Source organism: Alishewanella tabrizica (genome assembly GCF_014652375.1).
Lineage (GTDB): Bacteria > Pseudomonadota > Gammaproteobacteria > Enterobacterales > Alteromonadaceae > Alishewanella > Alishewanella tabrizica.
The window spans coordinates 181,708-198,593 of the sequence record NZ_BMYR01000001.1; the positions used below are offsets into that span (position 1 = coordinate 181,708).

Sequence of the window (16,886 nt, forward strand, 5' to 3'; positions counted from 1 at the left end):
ACAGTGTTTTTAACGCGTCGCTGTCAGTTTTTTAGTATGTTTTGGCCAGTGGCCTATTTTTATCGCATTTTATCTGCGTTTATTCGTGCACTTTTTGCAAAGCAGTATTAGGTGCTATGCCGCTAATTTACCAAACAATCTAGGTAACATTATCGTACAAAATTTTTAAGATATTATTTTACTGAATTTTGCGCGCGTTCTTCTAAAATTGCCACGGCTGGAAGGGTTTTTCCTTCCAAAAATTCCAGAAATGCACCACCGCCGGTTGAAATGTACGAAATTCGCTCAGCTACACCGTATTTATCAATCGCCGCCAAGGTATCGCCCCCCCCTGCAATAGAAAACGCATCACTGTCTGCAATGGCTTCCGCTAGGGCTTTGGTGCCAGCAGCAAACTGATCAAACTCAAAGACCCCTACTGGACCATTCCAAACAATCGTCCCCGCATGTTTTAAAATAGCGGTTAACGCTGCGATACTGTCAGGACCAATATCAAATACCATATCATCCGATGTAATGGCGTCTACCGTTTTTAATGTTGCCACAGTATCAGCGCTAAACGCCGTTCCCGTTACTACATCGGTAGGCACCGGAATGTTGCCGCCCCGGGCTTTAGCTTGTGCTATTAAGCGTTGCGCTTCAGGAATAAGATCATTCTCACAGAGTGATTTACCCACATTATGGCCATTCGCGGCAATAAAGGTGTTAGCGATACCGCCGCCAACAATCAGTTGATCAACAATACCGGATAGCGATTCGAGCACTGTAAGCTTCGTCGAGACTTTAGAACCGCCAACAATAGCCACCAAAGGCCGTTTAGGATTTTTCAACGCAGCGGCCAAGGCATCGAGTTCTGCGGTAAGTAATGGTCCAGCACACGCAATCGGGGCATATTTGGCAACACCATGTGTTGAGGCTTGTGCCCGGTGCGCAGTACCAAAGGCATCCATCACAAAAACATCACATAACGCCGCTAATTGCTGAGCCAATTCATCGTTGTTTTTACCTTCGCCTTTGTTAAAGCGCACGTTTTCAAATACTACGACTTCACCACGCGCAACCTCGACTCCATTTAGGTATTCCGCAACTAATCGCACCGGTGCATTTAGTGCTTTGGCAAGGTAATCAGCCACAGGCTGCATGGAAGACTCAGCATCAAATACGCCCTCTTCCGGCCGCCCTAAATGCGACATCACCATAACTTTGCCGCCTTTGCGCAAGGCCAGTTCAATGGTCGGTAAAGCGGCTTTTAAACGGGCGTCAGACGTAACCACACCGTTTTTAATTGGCACATTTAAATCTTCTCGAATCAGCACTCTTTTTTCATTGAGGTCTAAATCAGACATACGAATGACAGACATATTTATACTCCCCTAAATTAACGCTGTGTTGTAATTCCTTGTTATATCGCTTGAACGCTTAATGTGCCATGACTCTGGCGGTGTCTAACATGCGGTTAGCAAAACCCCATTCGTTGTCACACCACACTAAGCATTTCACTAACCGTTTGTGACTGACGCGCGTTTGTGAACCGTCAACAATACAAGAATGTGGATCGTGATTGAAATCAACCGAAACAAGTGGTTCTTCAGTATAATCTAAGATGCCGCTTAACGCGCCCTGACTGGCCGCACGCAATACCCGATTAATATCGTGAATACTCACATCTTGGTGCAGCGTGACACTAAGATCCATCGCTGTAACATTTAGGGTGGGAACCCTAACTGCAATGGCTTCAAAGCGCCCTGCAAGATGTGGCATGATCCGTTCGATACCCAGCGCGAGTTTGGTATCCACTGGGATAATGGAATGACTCGCTGCCCGAGTACGACGTAAGTCAGGATGATACGCATCAATCACTTGCTGATCGTTCATCGACGCATGAATGGTCGTAATAGTGCCACTTTCTACGCCAAAATGCTGATCCAGCACTTGAATCACGGGTACGATACAATTAGTTGTACAGGAACCCGCAGACACCACTTGCATGCCTTGGGTAAGTAAATGTTGATTAATGCCAAAAATAATCGTGGCATCAATATCGGCTGCCGCCGGATGCGAAAACAATACTTTCTTGGCGCCAGCATCCAAGTGCCACTGCGCGTGTTCGCGGGTGTGAAAAACCCCCGTACACTCTAAGACGATATCAATGTCCAACTCTTCCCAAGGCAATTCCAGCGGATCAGCTTCTGCAAACAGGGCAATGTTATCTCCTGCCACCGATAAACCACCGGGATAAGACTGTACTTTGTGTGAAAAACGTCCATGGGAACTGTCATACTTTAAGAGATGGGCAACCCCTTGCGCATCGGCTAACTCATTAATGGCGACAACCTGTAATTGCTGTTGCCAGCCGTTTTCATAAATAGCGCGCAAAATATTGCGGCCAATTCGGCCAAAACCGTTTATTGCCAGTTTAATTGTCATATACTTCAATAAAAAATGGGCTCACAGGGAGCCCATTATAACAGGTGATTACGCTAACAGCTCGTGCGCTGCTTCTAACACTTTTTCGGTGGTGATGCCAAAGTAAGCAAATAACTGTTCAGCAGGTGCTGATTCACCAAAGGTGGTCATGCCAATTACTTTACCGTCTAAGCCAACATATTTATACCATCCATCAGTAATACCCGCTTCTACGGCAATACGTTTGGTGACGTGCGACGGCAATACGGCAGCACGATACGCGGCATCTTGTTGTTCAAAGACATCAGTAGAAGGCATCGAGACCACACGAACCGCTTTACCTGCAGCGTGCAGTTGTTTTGCAGCCTGCATAGCTAGCTCAACTTCTGAACCAGTGGCAATAATAATTAACTCAGGCACACCTTCGCTATCTAATAAAACATAACCGCCACGTTTAATATCTGCTAATTGCTGTGCATCACGTGCTTGCTGCACTAAATTTTGTCGCGTGAAGATTAAGGTACTAGGACCTGTAGTACGCTCAATCGCTTGCTGCCAGGCTACCGCCGACTCGACTTGATCACAAGGCCGCCAGTTCATTAAGTTTGGTGTAACACGCAAGCTCGCTAATTGTTCAACGGGCTGGTGTGTCGGGCCATCTTCACCCAAACCAATAGAATCATGAGTATAGACAAAAATGACCCGCTGTTTCATTAACGCGGCCATACGCACAGCATTGCGCGCATATTCCACAAACATTAAGAAGGTGGCCCCGTAAGGGACAAAGCCACCATGCAACGCAATACCGTTCATAATGGCCGACATACCAAATTCACGCACACCGTAGTACACGTAATTACCCGATGCATCTTCGTGTGTTAATGGCTTAGAACCTGACCAAATGGTTAAGTTTGAACCCGCTAAATCGGCCGAGCCCCCCATAAACTCAGGCAATATTGGGCCAAAGGCATTTAAGGTATTTTGTGAAGCTTTGCGACTCGCTATAGTAGCTGGGGTTGCTTGTAACTTTTCAATATAAGCTTGGCTTTGCTCGGCCCAGTTAGCAGGTAACTCACCGGCTGTTCTGCGCGAAAACTCTGCCGCTAATTCAGGGTGTGCAGCAGCATAAGCTGCAAATAATGCTTGCCACTGTGCTTCGCGCACCGCACCGCTGGCTTTGGCATCCCATTCAGCATAAATATCGGCAGGGATTTCAAATGGCGCATAAGGCCATTGTAAAAATTCACGGGCAGCAGCAATTTCCACATCACCTAACGGTGCGCCATGGCAATCATGACTGCCACCTTTATTAGGAGAGCCATACCCAATAACTGTTTTACAACAAATCAGTGTTGGTTTATCGGTTACCGATCTCGCCTGCTCTATTGCCGCTTTTACAGCGTCAGCGTCGTGACCATCAACATTGGCCACAACATGCCAGCCATAAGCCTCAAAACGCGCGGGGGTGTTGTCGGTAAACCATCCTTCAACATGGCCATCAATCGAAATACCGTTGTCATCCCAGAACGCAATTAGCTTACCCAAGCCAAGAGTGCCCGCTAAAGAACAGGCTTCGTGCGAAATCCCTTCCATAAGGCAGCCATCACCTAAAAATACATAGGTATAGTGATCAATCAGATCAAAACCCGGCTGGTTAAATTGTGCTGCTAGGGCTTTTTCGGCAAGCGCCATCCCCACGGCATTGGTAATGCCCTGTCCTAATGGCCCAGTTGTGGTTTCTACACCTGGTGCATAACCAAATTCAGGGTGGCCTGGTGTTTTGGAGTGTAATTGACGGAACTGCTTTAAATCGTCCATGCTTAGCGCATAACCACTCAGATGAAGCAAAGAGTAAATTAGCATAGAGCCGTGGCCGTTTGATAACACAAAACGATCTCGGTCAGCCCAGTTTGGATTTTCTGGATTATGCTTCAGGTAATCTCGCCAGAGTACCTCGGCAATATCCGCCATGCCCATAGGGGCGCCTGGATGGCCCGATTTTGCTTGTTGTACCGCATCCATGCTAAGGGCACGAATGGCATTGGCCAGTTGTTTACGAGATGGCATGTTCACTCCTGAGATTAAAAGCTGAAATAGTAAAATTTACTGTTTTTTATCTGTTTGCGCGTTGATTTGCCGCTATTTTCACCCAGCCTAAGCCAGATGGCAATTGTTAATATTGTGGATCGCCTTGCTTTATTTTATTACGCAGTGAACTTATCACAGCCTGTAACGTAAAACGCACACTGTAACACAGACTTAAAGACGTCTGGGCGGCAAATATTACTGGTAATCCAGAATATTTTTCTCTAAAATTAACGGCTATTTTTTTGGCGCCAGTCAAAAGCATTCCGTCCCTAGCGCATTGCACAGCACCGTTCTGTATCGGATGTTGCGTAAGAATCCTAGTAATAGATGCTTTTGGTAAGAACAGCATAGTTAAGACCCACGCGCGTTAGCGTTGGCAAATGCTGTTTGGAATGGTGCCTTTCGTGTATCTGCGTCTATGGCGTTGAGATACTTAGCTTTGTGCATTAACTAATGTGGTGGAAAACAACTGATGGCACAACATATATTTACGTCGGAGTCAGTCTCTGAAGGACATCCGGACAAAATTGCTGACCAGATCTCTGATGCAGTTCTAGATGCAATTCTAGCGCAAGACAGCAAGGCGCGTGTTGCGTGTGAGACCTTTGTCAAAACAGGTATGGTGTTAGTAGGCGGTGAAGTGACTACCTCAGCCTGGGTTGATATTGAAGAGCTGGTACGTAAAACCGTTCGCGAAATCGGCTATACCCACTCCGATATGGGATTTGATGCCGATTCTTGCGCCGTATTAAACGCCATTGGTAAACAATCACCAGATATCAACCAAGGGGTTGATAAAGCGGATCCGCGTGAGCAAGGCGCAGGCGATCAAGGCTTAATGTTCGGTTATGCCAGTAATGAAACCGACGTATTAATGCCAGCACCTATTACTTACTCGCACCGTTTAGTTCAACGTCAGGCGCAAGTGCGTAAAGATGGCACCTTGCCTTGGTTACGCCCCGATGCTAAATCACAGCTAAGCTTTATCTATGAAGATGGCAAACCGGTAGGTATCGATGCAGTCGTATTATCTACTCAGCATTGCGATACTATCAGCACAGCCGATCTGCGTGAAGCCGTAATGGAAACCATTATTAAGCCAGTATTACCCGCTGAGTGGCTAACGAGCAAAACGAAATATTTTATCAACCCAACCGGCCGTTTCGTCATCGGCGGTCCTATGGGTGATTGCGGGTTAACGGGCCGCAAAATTATCGTAGATAGCTATGGTGGCATGGCGCGTCATGGTGGCGGTGCTTTCTCGGGTAAAGATCCATCAAAAGTTGACCGTTCAGCCGCCTATGCCGCACGCTATGTTGCGAAAAACATCGTGGCTGCAGGCTTAGCAGAACGTTGTGAGCTACAAGTGTCTTATGCTATTGGTGTGGCAGAGCCAACGTCAATCAGCTTGGAAACCTTTGGTACCAGCAAGCTGTCTGAAGATGAGTTAATTAAATTAGTTCGTGAGCACTTCGATTTGCGCCCATATGGTTTAATCGAAATGTTGAAGTTAGAGCGTCCAATTTATCTACCAACTGCAGCCTATGGCCACTTTGGCCGTGATGAGTTCCCTTGGGAGCAAACGGATAAAGCTGAGCTGTTACGACAGTACGCAAAATAAGCGGTTTAGTTAAAATCACTTAAAAGGAGAGCCAAGCTCTCCTTTTTGTTATTTTAATTTGGCAGTAATACCAAATTGCCGCTTAACTGCGGCACAGTTTTGTGTATGATTATGACCACGTTGTACCTTCCAGGGTCACTCGCAAACATAGCGAGTACACAAATAAAAAAATAAAAAGGATATGTTATGTCTGAACAAACTGCAGCCACTAACACTGGCTGGATGAATCGCGCGCTCAATACCATTGAGGTCGTCGGTAACAAATTACCAGATCCGGCAGTGTTATTTGCCCTATTAATGGGGTTTGTCTGGTTACTCTCTTGGTTGTTGTCAGGTGTAAGTTTCGCCGAAGTAAATCCAAGAACGGGCGAAACCATTCAAATTATTAATTTATTATCAGGCGATGCGTTAACTAACTTCACGTCCAACATCGTAAACACCTTTGTGACGTTCCCCCCCCTAGGTGTTGTGTTAGTGGCCATGTTAGGGTTAGGCGTCGCTGAATATACCGGCTTTATCAATGCGGGTTTACGCTCAATACTCTCTGTAACACCCAGAATGTTATTGACCCCCGTGTTAATCGCGGTGGGTGTATTAAGCCACGTTGCCGTAGATGCGGGGTATGTCTTAGTCGTTCCGCTTGGTGCCGTTATTTTCTATGCCGCTGGACGTCATCCTTTAGCCGGTATTGCGGCTGCTTTTGCTGGCGTCTCGGGGGGGTTCTCGGCAACCTTTTTCTTACCCTCAAGCTTAGATCCTTTACTGGCTGGATTAACGCAAACCTCTGCGCAAATCTTAGATCCCACGGTTACCGTTAATCCATTAAATAATTACTTTTTTACCACTGCTTCCACGTTTTTAATTGTGTTAATTGGCTGGTTTTTAACGGATAAAGTAATTGAGCCGCGTTTAAAATCGACCAAAGTTGATGGTGATACCTCACAAATGGTTAGTATGGACGCTTTAAAACCGAACGAATTACGTGGTTTAAGAGCGGCTGGTCTCTCCATGTTAGCGGTGGTGGGTTTGTTAGTATTAAGCATTGTTGTTCCGGAAAACACACCTTGGGCGGCAAAACCAGACGATGTGTTACCCGGCGTTAGCCCATTATTAACCGCTGCCGCGCCGTTAATGAAGTCGATTGTTACCATTATCTTTGTCTTCTTCTTGGTGCCCGGTATTGTTTATGGCTACGTTTCTGGCTCAGTAAAAACCCACCGCGATGTGATTAAAGGTATGAGCCATGCCATGAGTGGCATGGGTTACTATATTGTTATGGCATTTTTCTGTGCTTTATTCTTGTATGCTTTTGCGCAATCTAACCTTGGTGTACTGATGGCAGTGAAAGGCGCAAATGCGTTAAAAGCCATGGGCTTACCATTGGCCTTAACGTTAGTAGGCATCGTGTTTTTATCAGGTTTTGTTAACTTGGTTGTTGGCTCTGCATCGGCCAAATGGGCACTGATTGGTGCCATTATGGTACCGATGTTAATGGAATTAGGCGTTTCACCTGATTTAACTCAAGCGGCCTATCGCGTGGGCGATTCTTCAACCAATATCATCACGCCGTTACTGCCCTACTTCCCATTAATAGTCGTATTTTGCCAGAAGTACGTGAAAAACAGCGGTATTGGTACCTTAGTCGCGCTAATGCTACCTTACTCTATCGCCATGTTAGTGCTGTGGACTGCCTTTTTGTTAGGCTTCTGGGCACTGGATATTCCTCTTGGCTTAGGCGCGTCTTACGATTATATTCCAGCTCGCTAAGAGCGTGTACGCGAGTATACTTTTACTAGGCCCTGCGGGGCCTTTTTCAACTGCGGCTAAAAACTGCTACTATCCATCTTTTTCTTTATGTGATCAGCCAATGCGTACTGTACGAATTTATCACTCCGGGCGTCTACAAACAGGCGATAATCTGTTTTTAGACGATGATGCCGCTAACCACGTTGGTCGAGTGTTGCGGATGCAAACTGAGCAGTCGCTGCAACTGTTTAATGGTGATGGGTATAACTACACCGCAGTTATTACCGACGTGAGCAAAAAACAGATTCAAGTGCGTATTGATAATATGACAGCGAATCCGGTGGAATCCCCCCTACGCATTCATCTGGGCCAAGGTATTTCTCGCGGGGATAGAATGGACTTTGCTATTCAAAAGGCCGTAGAGTTAGGTGTGACAGAAATTACCCCTTTATTTACGGAGCGCTGCGGTGTAAAACTGGAAGGTGATCGTTTAAGTAAACGTAATGAACAATGGCAAAAAATTGCTATCAGTGCCTGTGAACAAAGTGGTCGCAGTGTGGTGCCAACAGTGCACCCGGCCATTACTTTAACAGACTGGCTGGCACAACCGACAAAAGACTTAGCCTTAACCTTGGATCCGCGGGCTAGCGCCACCATTAAGACGTTAACTCCCGCAACAGCGATACGGTTGGTAATTGGTCCCGAAGGCGGCTTTACCGATCAAGAAGTGGCGATTACCGCGCAGGCAGGCTTTAACGGCATTCAGTTGGGGCCGCGTATTCTACGTACAGAAACTGCTGCATTAACCGCAATAAGTGCCCTACAACTGCAATTTGGCGATCTTGCCTAAGGATAACAATGAGCACCATTAAACTTGGGATTGTGATGGATCCCATCAGCCAGATAAACATCAAAAAAGATTCCAGCTTTGCCATGCTGTTACAAGCGCAAGAACGTGGTTACGAAATTCATTATATGGAAATGGCTGATCTGTATTTATTGCAAGGAGAGGCTCGTGCTCGTAGCAAAATTCTAAAGGTTCGGCACGATTACCAAAGCTGGTATCAATTTGATACCGAACAAGATATTGCCTTAAGTGATTTACAGGTAATTTTAATGCGCAAAGATCCGCCGTTTGACACGGAATATATCTATGCGACCTATATGCTAGAACGGGCTGAAGATGCTGGCACCTTGATTATCAATAAACCGCAAAGTTTACGTGATGCCAATGAAAAACTGTACACCAGTTGGTTTAGCCAATACACACCAAAAACCTTGGTTAGCCGCGATCCAGGTCGGCTAAAAGCGTTTTATCAACAAGAGCGCGACGTTATTTTAAAACCGCTTGATGGTATGGGCGGCGCGTCTATTTTTCGATTAAAACCTGATGATGCTAATGTAAGTGTGATCATTGAAACATTAACAGAGCATGGCCAACGTTATGCTATGGCGCAGCGTTTTATTCCTGAAATAAAAGATGGCGATAAACGTATTTTAGTGGTTGATGGCGAACCTGTGCCATACTGCTTAGCACGGATCCCTGCCTCGGGCGAAACGCGCGGTAATTTGGCCGCCGGTGGCCGTGGTGAAGCACGCCCATTGTCTGATTCTGATTGGGCTATTGCCCGCGCTATTGGGCCGACGTTAAAAGCCAAAGGGCTTATTTTTGTTGGCTTAGATGTTATCGGCGATAAGCTAACCGAAATTAATGTAACCAGTCCCACCTGTATTCGAGAAATTGAAGCGGCCTTTCCAGTCAGTATTACGGGGATGTTGTTTGATGCCATAGAACAGCGTTTAGCCACTCGTTAAACGTTTTTTCCTTTTTCATCACATGTTTGTAGCGGAGGTTGTATGCAAGGATTTCAAAATCATTTTCTTATTGCCATGCCAGCTTTAGATGATCCTATGTTTAAACGTAGTGTCACCTATGTTTGCGAACACAATGCTGATGGCGCGATGGGGATAGTGGTAAATCATCCATTAAATGTCAAAGTGGCTGATTTACTCGAACAACTTGAAATTGCTTATGATGCCAAGAGTCCAGTCGCGGGAAGAAATGTCTGTGCGGGTGGCCCAGTACAGAGCGATCGGGGTTTTGTGCTACATACCGCTAAAGCCGGTTACCACAGCAGTATGGATTTAGAAAATGGTTTAATGGTCACTACCTCTAAAGATATTCTGATTGATCTGACCACCGACCGCGCCCCAGATAAGTTTATTTTGGCTTTAGGTTATGCTGGCTGGACCGCAGGACAACTGGAACAAGAAATTATTGATAACAGCTGGCTTGTGATCCCTGCCGAGAACCATATTATTTTTGATCTTACTCATGCCGAGAAATGGCAATCCGCCACCGCTACTATTGGAATAAAACCCTGGCAATTAACTAACGAGGCTGGCCACGCGTAATGCAACATCGTACCATTTTAAGTTTTGATTATGGCACCAAAAGTATTGGGGTAGCCGTTGGCTCGGAGTTAACCGGCAGCGCTACCCTCTTACCCGCTTTGAAAGCCCGCGATGGCATTCCCGAATGGGAACAAATAGAACGGCTGATTAAAGAATGGCAACCGCAATTGCTGTTAATAGGCTTACCACTGAATATGGATGGCAGCGAACAAGAATTTACGGTGCGTACCCGTAAATTTGCTAACCGTTTACATGGTCGCTTTGGCCTACCAGTAACCTTACATGATGAACGCTTGTCGACTGCAGATGCCCGCAGCCGCTTGTTTGCTGAAGGCGGCTATCGCAACTTAAGCAAAGATAAAGTCGATAGCCTATCAGCACAAATTATCTTTGAGGGCTGGTATGAACAACGCAGCTAAGCCCACCATCGAATTAGGCTATTATCAACATTATAAAGGCCGCTATTATCAGGTAACGGCCTTGGCACAACACAGCGAAACCTTGGAATGGTTGGTTATTTACCGCGCGTTGTATGGTGATTATGGTTTATGGGCCCGTCCAGCAGGCATGTTTTCGGAAAATGTACTGATTGCAGGTGAAGAGATCCCGCGTTTTCAATTTTTAAGCGCGGCATTACCCGCAGAACTGGATGACAAAGCGTCAGAATTGCCCAGTGATGCAACTGGGCAAATGTAATAAGGCAAACGGCTGTGTCGTGCGCTAGCCCTGACGTTGGCGATACCATTCGCCCAAAATTAAGCTCGCTGCGACACTCACATTCAGTGATTCTACGTTGCCCGTCCCCGGAATTTGTAACGCTATATCAGCGGCCTTAGCCACGTTTTTAGACACCCCAAACATTTCTTCTCCAAATACAATCACCACTTTCTCTGGTAAAGCCGTTTGGTACAAAGACGTTCCGCCATGACTAGAGGTGGTTACCAACGAATAGCCGGCCTCTTTACATAAACGCAGCGCCAATGGCATATCATCACACTTTAAGGCTTCAACAAATTCCCCCCCGCCCTCAGCCGTGCGCAGCGAGGCTCCTGAGTGCAATAACTGTGGCTCACGCATAATCACGCCGGTTACACCAAAATGAGCGCACGTACGGGCAATCGCGCCCAAGTTATGTGGATTCGACACCCCATCTAAGGCCAATAAACAATCACGTTTACGGCTTTTTTGGCTTAAATAATGGGCAAGCGTAATAAGGGGTTTGCGTTTAACAAGGAGTACAATGCCACCGTGATGTTGACTGGCGGCCACTTTCTCAAGCTCTGCCTCGTCAACAATATGATAGGCTTTTTTAGCCACAGCCAAATGCTTCATCACATCGGCAAATTTTGGTGCTATCTTTTCAGAGACATAAAGCCGCACTATGGCGTCCGGTCTTTGCGTAAACAGCACTCGACAGGCATTTTCACCGTAAACTTTGCCTTCGTCATCATGTATCGATTTTACTTGTTTTGTCGCACCTTCTCGGCCAGATGATTTTTTTGCTGCTACCGCGTTACGGTTGCCTTGTGGCGAAGCATTTTTTTCCGTTTTTGACCACGGTTTAATTAACGTGTTAGCACCCTGGCTGGGTTTGCTGCGGTGTTGCGACATGAGGTTTCCTATAAATAGCTGACAACGACAATCGAGTTAGACAGAATTTTAGCAGCATGCGTGCCACAATACTTGTATTTTCCAGGGTGAATAAGCACACCTAGACGGTTTTACAATCAATAATCCACACAACAGAGAAGAGCCAAGCACTTAAAGTGCTAAAAAGTAAATGCGGCATTAACAAAATAATGCGCCTTATGGTGAAAAGAATTAAGTGATCGGATGGGTTAGCGGTTACCAAACAGCAGGAACATCAAATCCTGCTGTCTGGTAAAGATATAGCTTACGCTTGTAACGCTTTACTGATCATCAGATCAATCAGCGCTTTTTGAGCTTTCGCAGCATCATCCGCGCCGCGTGGCAGTTTGCTACCTTGAATCGTGTTCAATTGTAACAAGGCCGCTGCTTTGGCTAAATTATCGTACTCACTGGCTTTCTCTAAACCGGCAATACCGATCAAGCGTTTGACATACTCGACCTGTAAATTATGGCTTTGTGAGCTGGCATTACGGCTATCGACAAAGATACTGTCGGTTAAATCCTTCATAAAGCTGGTTAGGCTGTATTGGTTGCCATACAGCGCTGAATCAGAAATACGCTGTAAAACCGCTTTGTGTAATAACTGATTTAAGACCGATTGCTGCATGCTTAAAATCATCTCATGCGCTTTCGGATCCAGATTACGGCCATAGTGGCTAAACCCCCGGCGCTGTGGCAACAATTTGTTGTACAGTGGCTGCATACTCTGCAACACATCGGGCGCAAACACCTTGTCAGTTAACAGTTTCATGGCCGCTTTTTGCTGTGCTAACGGTACCGGTGTCAGCGGTTTGCGATCTGTTGGCGCACCCACTACATCACGCTCAACATAAACACCGCCAATTTGCCGTGATACCACATCCGCTTGGCTACGATATTGACCAAATAAAATATTGGCCGATGTTAATAAACGCTGATATGACTGACCATCGGTTAAGGCTGTATTGCTTAGCTGTCCAAATAACTGCTCAATAAGTTGCAGACGATCAGCCGCATAAGCCACCGGATCGGATGACATATCGCCAATCATCACACGTGGATCTATGTGTCGGCCAGGCGAGCGCATATCATCGGCATCATTACCAAATGCCAGAGCAGGTTCTACTGAACGCGCTAAAATAGTCTCTAAACGCGCTTGTTCTGCCGCAGGATCGGCAAGCGCAGGACTGTATCCAAACGTGATTGCCCAATCATCATAAGGCCCTGGCTTGGTTTGAAAAATATCGCCTTGCGCTTTACCTACAGGCGCAATATTGGCTGGCGTATAGTCCATGACCGATCCGGTAAGAATACCCTGTGTTTTGGTTTTATCATGCACCTCTTGTGCATTCCATAAATTAGACGCACGCATATTGTGGTTTAAACCCAACGTATGCCCAACTTCATGCAACACCAGCTCCATTAAACCTTGGCGTAAAATTTCGTTATTATCAATCCCCATACCCGTGCCAAGTGCACCCGCAAAGATAAGGCTTTGTTGTAATTGATGCCCTGCCGAACACAGTACGCCATTGGCATGCACATGCCCCTGAGTTTCAGCTAAAACGTTAGATGCGCCATCGGTATACAGCTGATCAAAAATCCAACGGTTCTTCATAAAAACGTATTCGAGCATAATATCGGCACCCAAAATTTCGCCTGTCAGCGGATTGGCCAGCGACGGGCCATAACCACCAAACGGAGGGGTGGGTGAAGAAGTCCAACGTAACACATTGTAATTGATGTCGCCCGCGTCCCAATCGGCATCATCGGGTTGAATACGTACTTCAATGGCATTTTTAAAACCGGCTTTTTCGAAGGCACTGTTCCACGCCAGCACCCCCGCCGCCACGGTGTCTCGCCATTCAACCGGTGTCGTGTTCTCTATCCACCAAACAATCGGTTTTACCGGCTCAGATATGGCGGCAGAGGGATCTTTTTTCTGTAAATCCCAACGATGGATCACATCGCGAAACGGTGCCCAATCAGCGGAGGTCATATCATCCACTTGGGTGGTAAAATACCCTACCCGAGCATCATCAAAACGCGGCTGGAAGTTATTCTCGGGCAAAGCAATAAAGGAGTGCTGGACTTTAATGGACACCGAGCGAGGATCACTTAGTGCATTACCCCCTCGAACGCCCGGATTGGCATCAGCAAACACATAATCTACCACCACATCTAAATTCTCAGGATAGGGGCGATGTTGCACAATGCGTGATTTCTTCTCGTCTAATTTTCCTAAATTAAACCGATTTTTTGCATTAGGATCATTTGGATTCGCCCAGGGGGAAATCTTGTGTAAATCTTCGCTTAGCAGAAGTTTATCGGCCTTAAGTAACAGTTTATCTTGCTCTTGTTTTTCAATTTTAATGCTAGCCAGCACCGCTTCGCTGATATTGGCTTCTGCCGCCCGCGAGATGGCACTGTTTTCATCAAAGTAAAAACGCGGTGTTTTGCTAATTACATCGATTCGGTCAAAATAACGACGAAATTCAATCAGCTTTGTCTCTCGATAGGCACCCCGAAAATGCCCAGCTTCTGTTACACCATCAAGCGTTTGTGCAAAATACAAAAAGGGTTTATTTAATTGTGCTTCGGTGATCACGAGTAAGTTTTCACCGGTTTTTTCATCCAAGTAAATAGTGAACAAACCAGAAATTGCTTTTTTATTTGCAATTAAACTGCTAAACGTTTGCTCTTTGGCTTTAGGCGTTGCGGCGGCGGTTTTTTCTTCAGCCATCAGCGGGAATGTTGTAGCTAGGGCGAGAGAAATCGCGAGTGTGACTAAGGTTTTTTTCATCGTTGTACTCTTATTCTTATTGATAGGCGGTGTTGGACACAAGGTGTTGTTCGCGCAGGCTTTACCCTGACGCAGGCAGAGCATTGGCATGTGTAAAGTCGCTGTCTGCTGAGATGGCGTCAAGCCTAATCAGACAAAGTTGCAGCTATTTACGACTAATTCACATACAGGCACCCGCCGTGAAATTCGGGCTTAAAACGCTAAACCGACAAAGGCACCACGATTGCGTTTTGAAACGGCTTGCATAAAGGCCGCAAACTGCGCTGCATCACCACCATTCGGGCGATAAAAACCAATACCATGGATCCGAAACCGCGGCTGTCCTTTGGGATCAGTATTTTGTTGGGTGATGTCGGTGACAATACGATCCAAATCGGCGTGGCGATAATCGTCACCAAAGACATACAAACTCACCTTACCTCGGGTTTTACTGTACAAATCCAGCGCTCTTAAAATGCCAACCTCGGGGGCGCTACCACCGCCCGTAAAACGCTTCATACGATCCATGGCGCGTTGGCGCATTGTGTTAGAGTCGGTTAACCATTGCCCCTCTTGGCCAGGGTATAAAAAACTACCATCAGCGGCCATGATCTGAAACCCTTTCATTTGCGGATGATTAGTGAGAATGTCGTTCACGACCGAGATGACCTGACTCCATTTTGCCCCCGACACCATTGAGCCCGAATTATCAATGACAAACACCACATACTCAGCATCGGTTGGGATGCCTCCGACCTCGGCACTGGGTTTATCCGTTGACGTGGGAACGTTTAACATGGCGGTAGCTTGCCGGAGTTCATTGCGCAATGTACTGGCCTGATCCTGCAATTGTTGTAAAGTTTGCTGCGCGCGGGGAACAGAAGATTCTAACGCCTTTAACTGTTCGGTAACCGAGGCTGAGCGGGCTTGTGCATTCGCCAGCGCTTGCTGCTTATCCGATAAGGCCCCTTTTAATAATTCAACATTCAGCTGCGCAGCCAGCACCTCATCAACGAGGACACTGAGATTATTTGGCCCAGCTTGGGTATCTGTTTCGCCATTTTTTGCCAGTAACACTAATAGCACCACCGCCCCAAAGGCACAGGAAATGATGTCTAAAAAGGCCAGATTAAAAATCTCTATCGGAGCACGTTTGATGCGTCGCATTAAGGCCACTCCCCAGCAGGCGCTAAAAAGGTACCACCGGTGACTTGCGTCCAGCTCCAGTACATGGACGAGGCATAAGGATCGCCTTCAAGTGGCAGCAAAATTACATGAACCCGAAAACCTTGTCCGGCGCGCTTCACTGTTTCAATCAGTAATTCTTGGCGACACTGCGAAGAAATGGTTTTTTTACTGGTTAAAACACCACGACAACGCGCCCCCAAGCCATCGCCCAAGGTGGGCAAACCATCTGTAATGATATACACATCAGTGACATTAGGATGCACTTCACGGAGTTTTTGTAAACCCACTTGCAAATTAGTGCCACCCTGAGGAACCAACTTTCCAACATCTCTGACCATTGCACGCATCGAGTCTGTGACCTTAGGCGAACTCGCTGGCCGATTACCTAATACGATGGCATCCTCTGAAAAAGCAACCAGTGTGATGTTAGACTCCTGCGGTGCACGCGCCAGCAGCCATTGGGCAGTTCGCCGCGTGCGTTGCCATTTAGGCTGTGACACTTTTTGCGCATCTGACAACGCCATAAAACGCAAAATATCGAGTAAATTCTCGCCCATCATCGAGGCTGATTTATCTAATAAAATGCCAATTTCACGTCCTTCCACCTTCAGTCCCGTAAGATAGCGCTGCTGACCACTGCCGCTTAACTGAATATTCGCATCGGGTACCGGTTGTTTAGCCAGCGCCGCAATTTGGTTTTCTAAATCGGCCACTACAGCAAGCTCCGTAGAGATTTGCTGCAATAACTTACTTTGGGTACTACTGGTATCGGCTTGTGAGCTGCGAGAATCTTGCTGGGTACTCGACTCTAACGCTATTTTATCATTTAGCTCATCAATCGCTTTTTGCAGTTGCTCACGCTGGTGTGCCGCCGCGTTTAATTCCTGTTGTAGCTTATTCGTTTCATCTGTCGGCTCGGGCTGAAACGCATGAAAATCTACCAAAATAAAAATGAGGATAATGGCCCCTAAACCACAAGCCATCACATCCAAAAAGGACATGTTAAATCCA

Annotated in this window: 14 protein-coding genes; 7 read left to right on the forward strand and 7 right to left on the reverse strand. The window is 46.5% G+C overall.

The features are described from left to right. Positions 1 to 173: 173 nt before the first annotated feature. The 3 genes from IE070_RS00845 to tkt are packed head-to-tail and all read right to left on the reverse strand — an operon-like array spanning position 174 to position 4,473. Entirely contained in the window at positions 174 to 1,361 is a 1,188-nt protein-coding gene (locus tag IE070_RS00845) for a phosphoglycerate kinase (protein ID WP_189479489.1), read from the reverse strand. A gap of 58 nt (positions 1,362 to 1,419) precedes the next feature. Next, on the reverse strand, positions 1,420 to 2,427 hold the full coding sequence (gene epd / locus IE070_RS00850) for an erythrose-4-phosphate dehydrogenase (protein ID WP_189479491.1): 1,008 nt from the start codon (positions 2,425 to 2,427) through the stop codon (positions 1,420 to 1,422). 48 nt (positions 2,428 to 2,475) lie between these two features. After that, complete coding sequence (gene tkt, locus IE070_RS00855) at positions 2,476 to 4,473, reverse strand: transketolase (protein ID WP_189479492.1); 1,998 nt, start codon at positions 4,471 to 4,473, stop codon at positions 2,476 to 2,478. Positions 4,474 to 4,966: 493 nt separating this feature from the next. On the opposite strand from tkt, the gene metK reads away from it, so the two are divergent. From metK to IE070_RS00890, 7 genes are all read left to right on the forward strand, one after another. Then, entirely contained in the window at positions 4,967 to 6,115 is a 1,149-nt protein-coding gene (gene metK, locus IE070_RS00860; RefSeq protein WP_189479494.1) for a methionine adenosyltransferase, read from the forward strand. Between the two features lie 186 nt (positions 6,116 to 6,301). After that, entirely contained in the window at positions 6,302 to 7,882 is a 1,581-nt protein-coding gene (locus IE070_RS00865; protein WP_189479496.1) for an AbgT family transporter, read from the forward strand. Between the two features lie 100 nt (positions 7,883 to 7,982). After that, entirely contained in the window at positions 7,983 to 8,711 is a 729-nt protein-coding gene (rsmE, locus tag IE070_RS00870; protein WP_189479498.1) for a 16S rRNA (uracil(1498)-N(3))-methyltransferase, read from the forward strand. A gap of 8 nt (positions 8,712 to 8,719) precedes the next feature. Then, a complete protein-coding gene (gshB, locus tag IE070_RS00875; protein WP_189479500.1) occupies positions 8,720 to 9,676 on the forward strand; it encodes a glutathione synthase in 957 nt (318 codons plus the stop codon). A 42-nt stretch (positions 9,677 to 9,718) separates the two neighbouring features. After that, positions 9,719 to 10,276 carry a YqgE/AlgH family protein gene (locus IE070_RS00880; RefSeq protein WP_189479503.1) on the forward strand — a complete coding sequence of 186 codons (558 nt, stop codon included), beginning with the start codon at positions 9,719 to 9,721 and terminating at the stop codon, positions 10,274 to 10,276. Further along, a complete protein-coding gene (gene ruvX / locus IE070_RS00885) occupies positions 10,276 to 10,695 on the forward strand; it encodes a Holliday junction resolvase RuvX (RefSeq protein WP_189479505.1) in 420 nt (139 codons plus the stop codon). Before IE070_RS00880 ends, ruvX begins: the two co-directional genes overlap by 1 nt. Continuing rightward, positions 10,679 to 10,972, forward strand: a complete 294-nt coding sequence (locus IE070_RS00890; RefSeq protein ID WP_189479507.1) for a DUF1653 domain-containing protein — start codon at positions 10,679 to 10,681, stop codon at positions 10,970 to 10,972. Before ruvX ends, IE070_RS00890 begins: the two co-directional genes overlap by 17 nt. A gap of 24 nt (positions 10,973 to 10,996) precedes the next feature. Here the strand turns inward: IE070_RS00890 and IE070_RS00895 are convergent, their stop codons facing one another. From IE070_RS00895 to IE070_RS00910, 4 genes are all read right to left on the reverse strand, one after another. Next, positions 10,997 to 11,887, reverse strand: coding sequence for a tRNA/rRNA methyltransferase (locus IE070_RS00895; protein WP_189479509.1), 891 nt, complete (start codon positions 11,885 to 11,887; stop codon positions 10,997 to 10,999). Between the two features lie 283 nt (positions 11,888 to 12,170). Continuing rightward, on the reverse strand, positions 12,171 to 14,708 hold the full coding sequence (locus tag IE070_RS00900) for a zinc-dependent metalloprotease (protein WP_189479512.1): 2,538 nt from the start codon (positions 14,706 to 14,708) through the stop codon (positions 12,171 to 12,173). A gap of 192 nt (positions 14,709 to 14,900) precedes the next feature. Further along, positions 14,901 to 15,854, reverse strand: coding sequence for a vWA domain-containing protein (locus IE070_RS00905; RefSeq protein WP_189479514.1), 954 nt, complete (start codon positions 15,852 to 15,854; stop codon positions 14,901 to 14,903). Beyond that, positions 15,854 to 16,876 (reverse strand): VWA domain-containing protein, encoded by a 1,023-nt coding sequence (locus IE070_RS00910; protein ID WP_229796879.1) that lies wholly within the window; start codon positions 16,874 to 16,876, stop codon positions 15,854 to 15,856. Before IE070_RS00910 ends, IE070_RS00905 begins: the two co-directional genes overlap by 1 nt. Positions 16,877 to 16,886: the final 10 nt, after the last annotated feature.

Excerpts from the sequence above, each read along its gene's own strand:
- metK (WP_189479494.1), top strand. The coding sequence starts at position 4,967 with ATGGCACAACATATATTTACGTCGGAGTCAGTCTCTGAAGGACATCCG.
- IE070_RS00905 (WP_189479514.1), bottom strand. The coding sequence starts at position 15,854 with ATGCGACGCATCAAACGTGCTCCGATAGAGATTTTTAATCTGGCCTTT.
- epd (WP_189479491.1), bottom strand. The coding sequence starts at position 2,427 with ATGACAATTAAACTGGCAATAAACGGTTTTGGCCGAATTGGCCGCAAT.
- IE070_RS00845 (WP_189479489.1), bottom strand. The coding sequence starts at position 1,361 with ATGTCTGTCATTCGTATGTCTGATTTAGACCTCAATGAAAAAAGAGTG.
- IE070_RS00910 (WP_229796879.1), bottom strand. The coding sequence starts at position 16,876 with ATGTCCTTTTTGGATGTGATGGCTTGTGGTTTAGGGGCCATTATCCTC.
- IE070_RS00880 (WP_189479503.1), top strand. The coding sequence starts at position 9,719 with ATGCAAGGATTTCAAAATCATTTTCTTATTGCCATGCCAGCTTTAGAT.
- tkt (WP_189479492.1), bottom strand. The coding sequence starts at position 4,473 with ATGCCATCTCGTAAACAACTGGCCAATGCCATTCGTGCCCTTAGCATG.
- IE070_RS00865 (WP_189479496.1), top strand. The coding sequence starts at position 6,302 with ATGTCTGAACAAACTGCAGCCACTAACACTGGCTGGATGAATCGCGCG.
- IE070_RS00900 (WP_189479512.1), bottom strand. The coding sequence starts at position 14,708 with ATGAAAAAAACCTTAGTCACACTCGCGATTTCTCTCGCCCTAGCTACA.
- gshB (WP_189479500.1), top strand. The coding sequence starts at position 8,720 with ATGAGCACCATTAAACTTGGGATTGTGATGGATCCCATCAGCCAGATA.
- rsmE (WP_189479498.1), top strand. The coding sequence starts at position 7,983 with ATGCGTACTGTACGAATTTATCACTCCGGGCGTCTACAAACAGGCGAT.
- IE070_RS00890 (WP_189479507.1), top strand. The coding sequence starts at position 10,679 with ATGAACAACGCAGCTAAGCCCACCATCGAATTAGGCTATTATCAACAT.
- ruvX (WP_189479505.1), top strand. The coding sequence starts at position 10,276 with ATGCAACATCGTACCATTTTAAGTTTTGATTATGGCACCAAAAGTATT.
- IE070_RS00895 (WP_189479509.1), bottom strand. The coding sequence starts at position 11,887 with ATGTCGCAACACCGCAGCAAACCCAGCCAGGGTGCTAACACGTTAATT.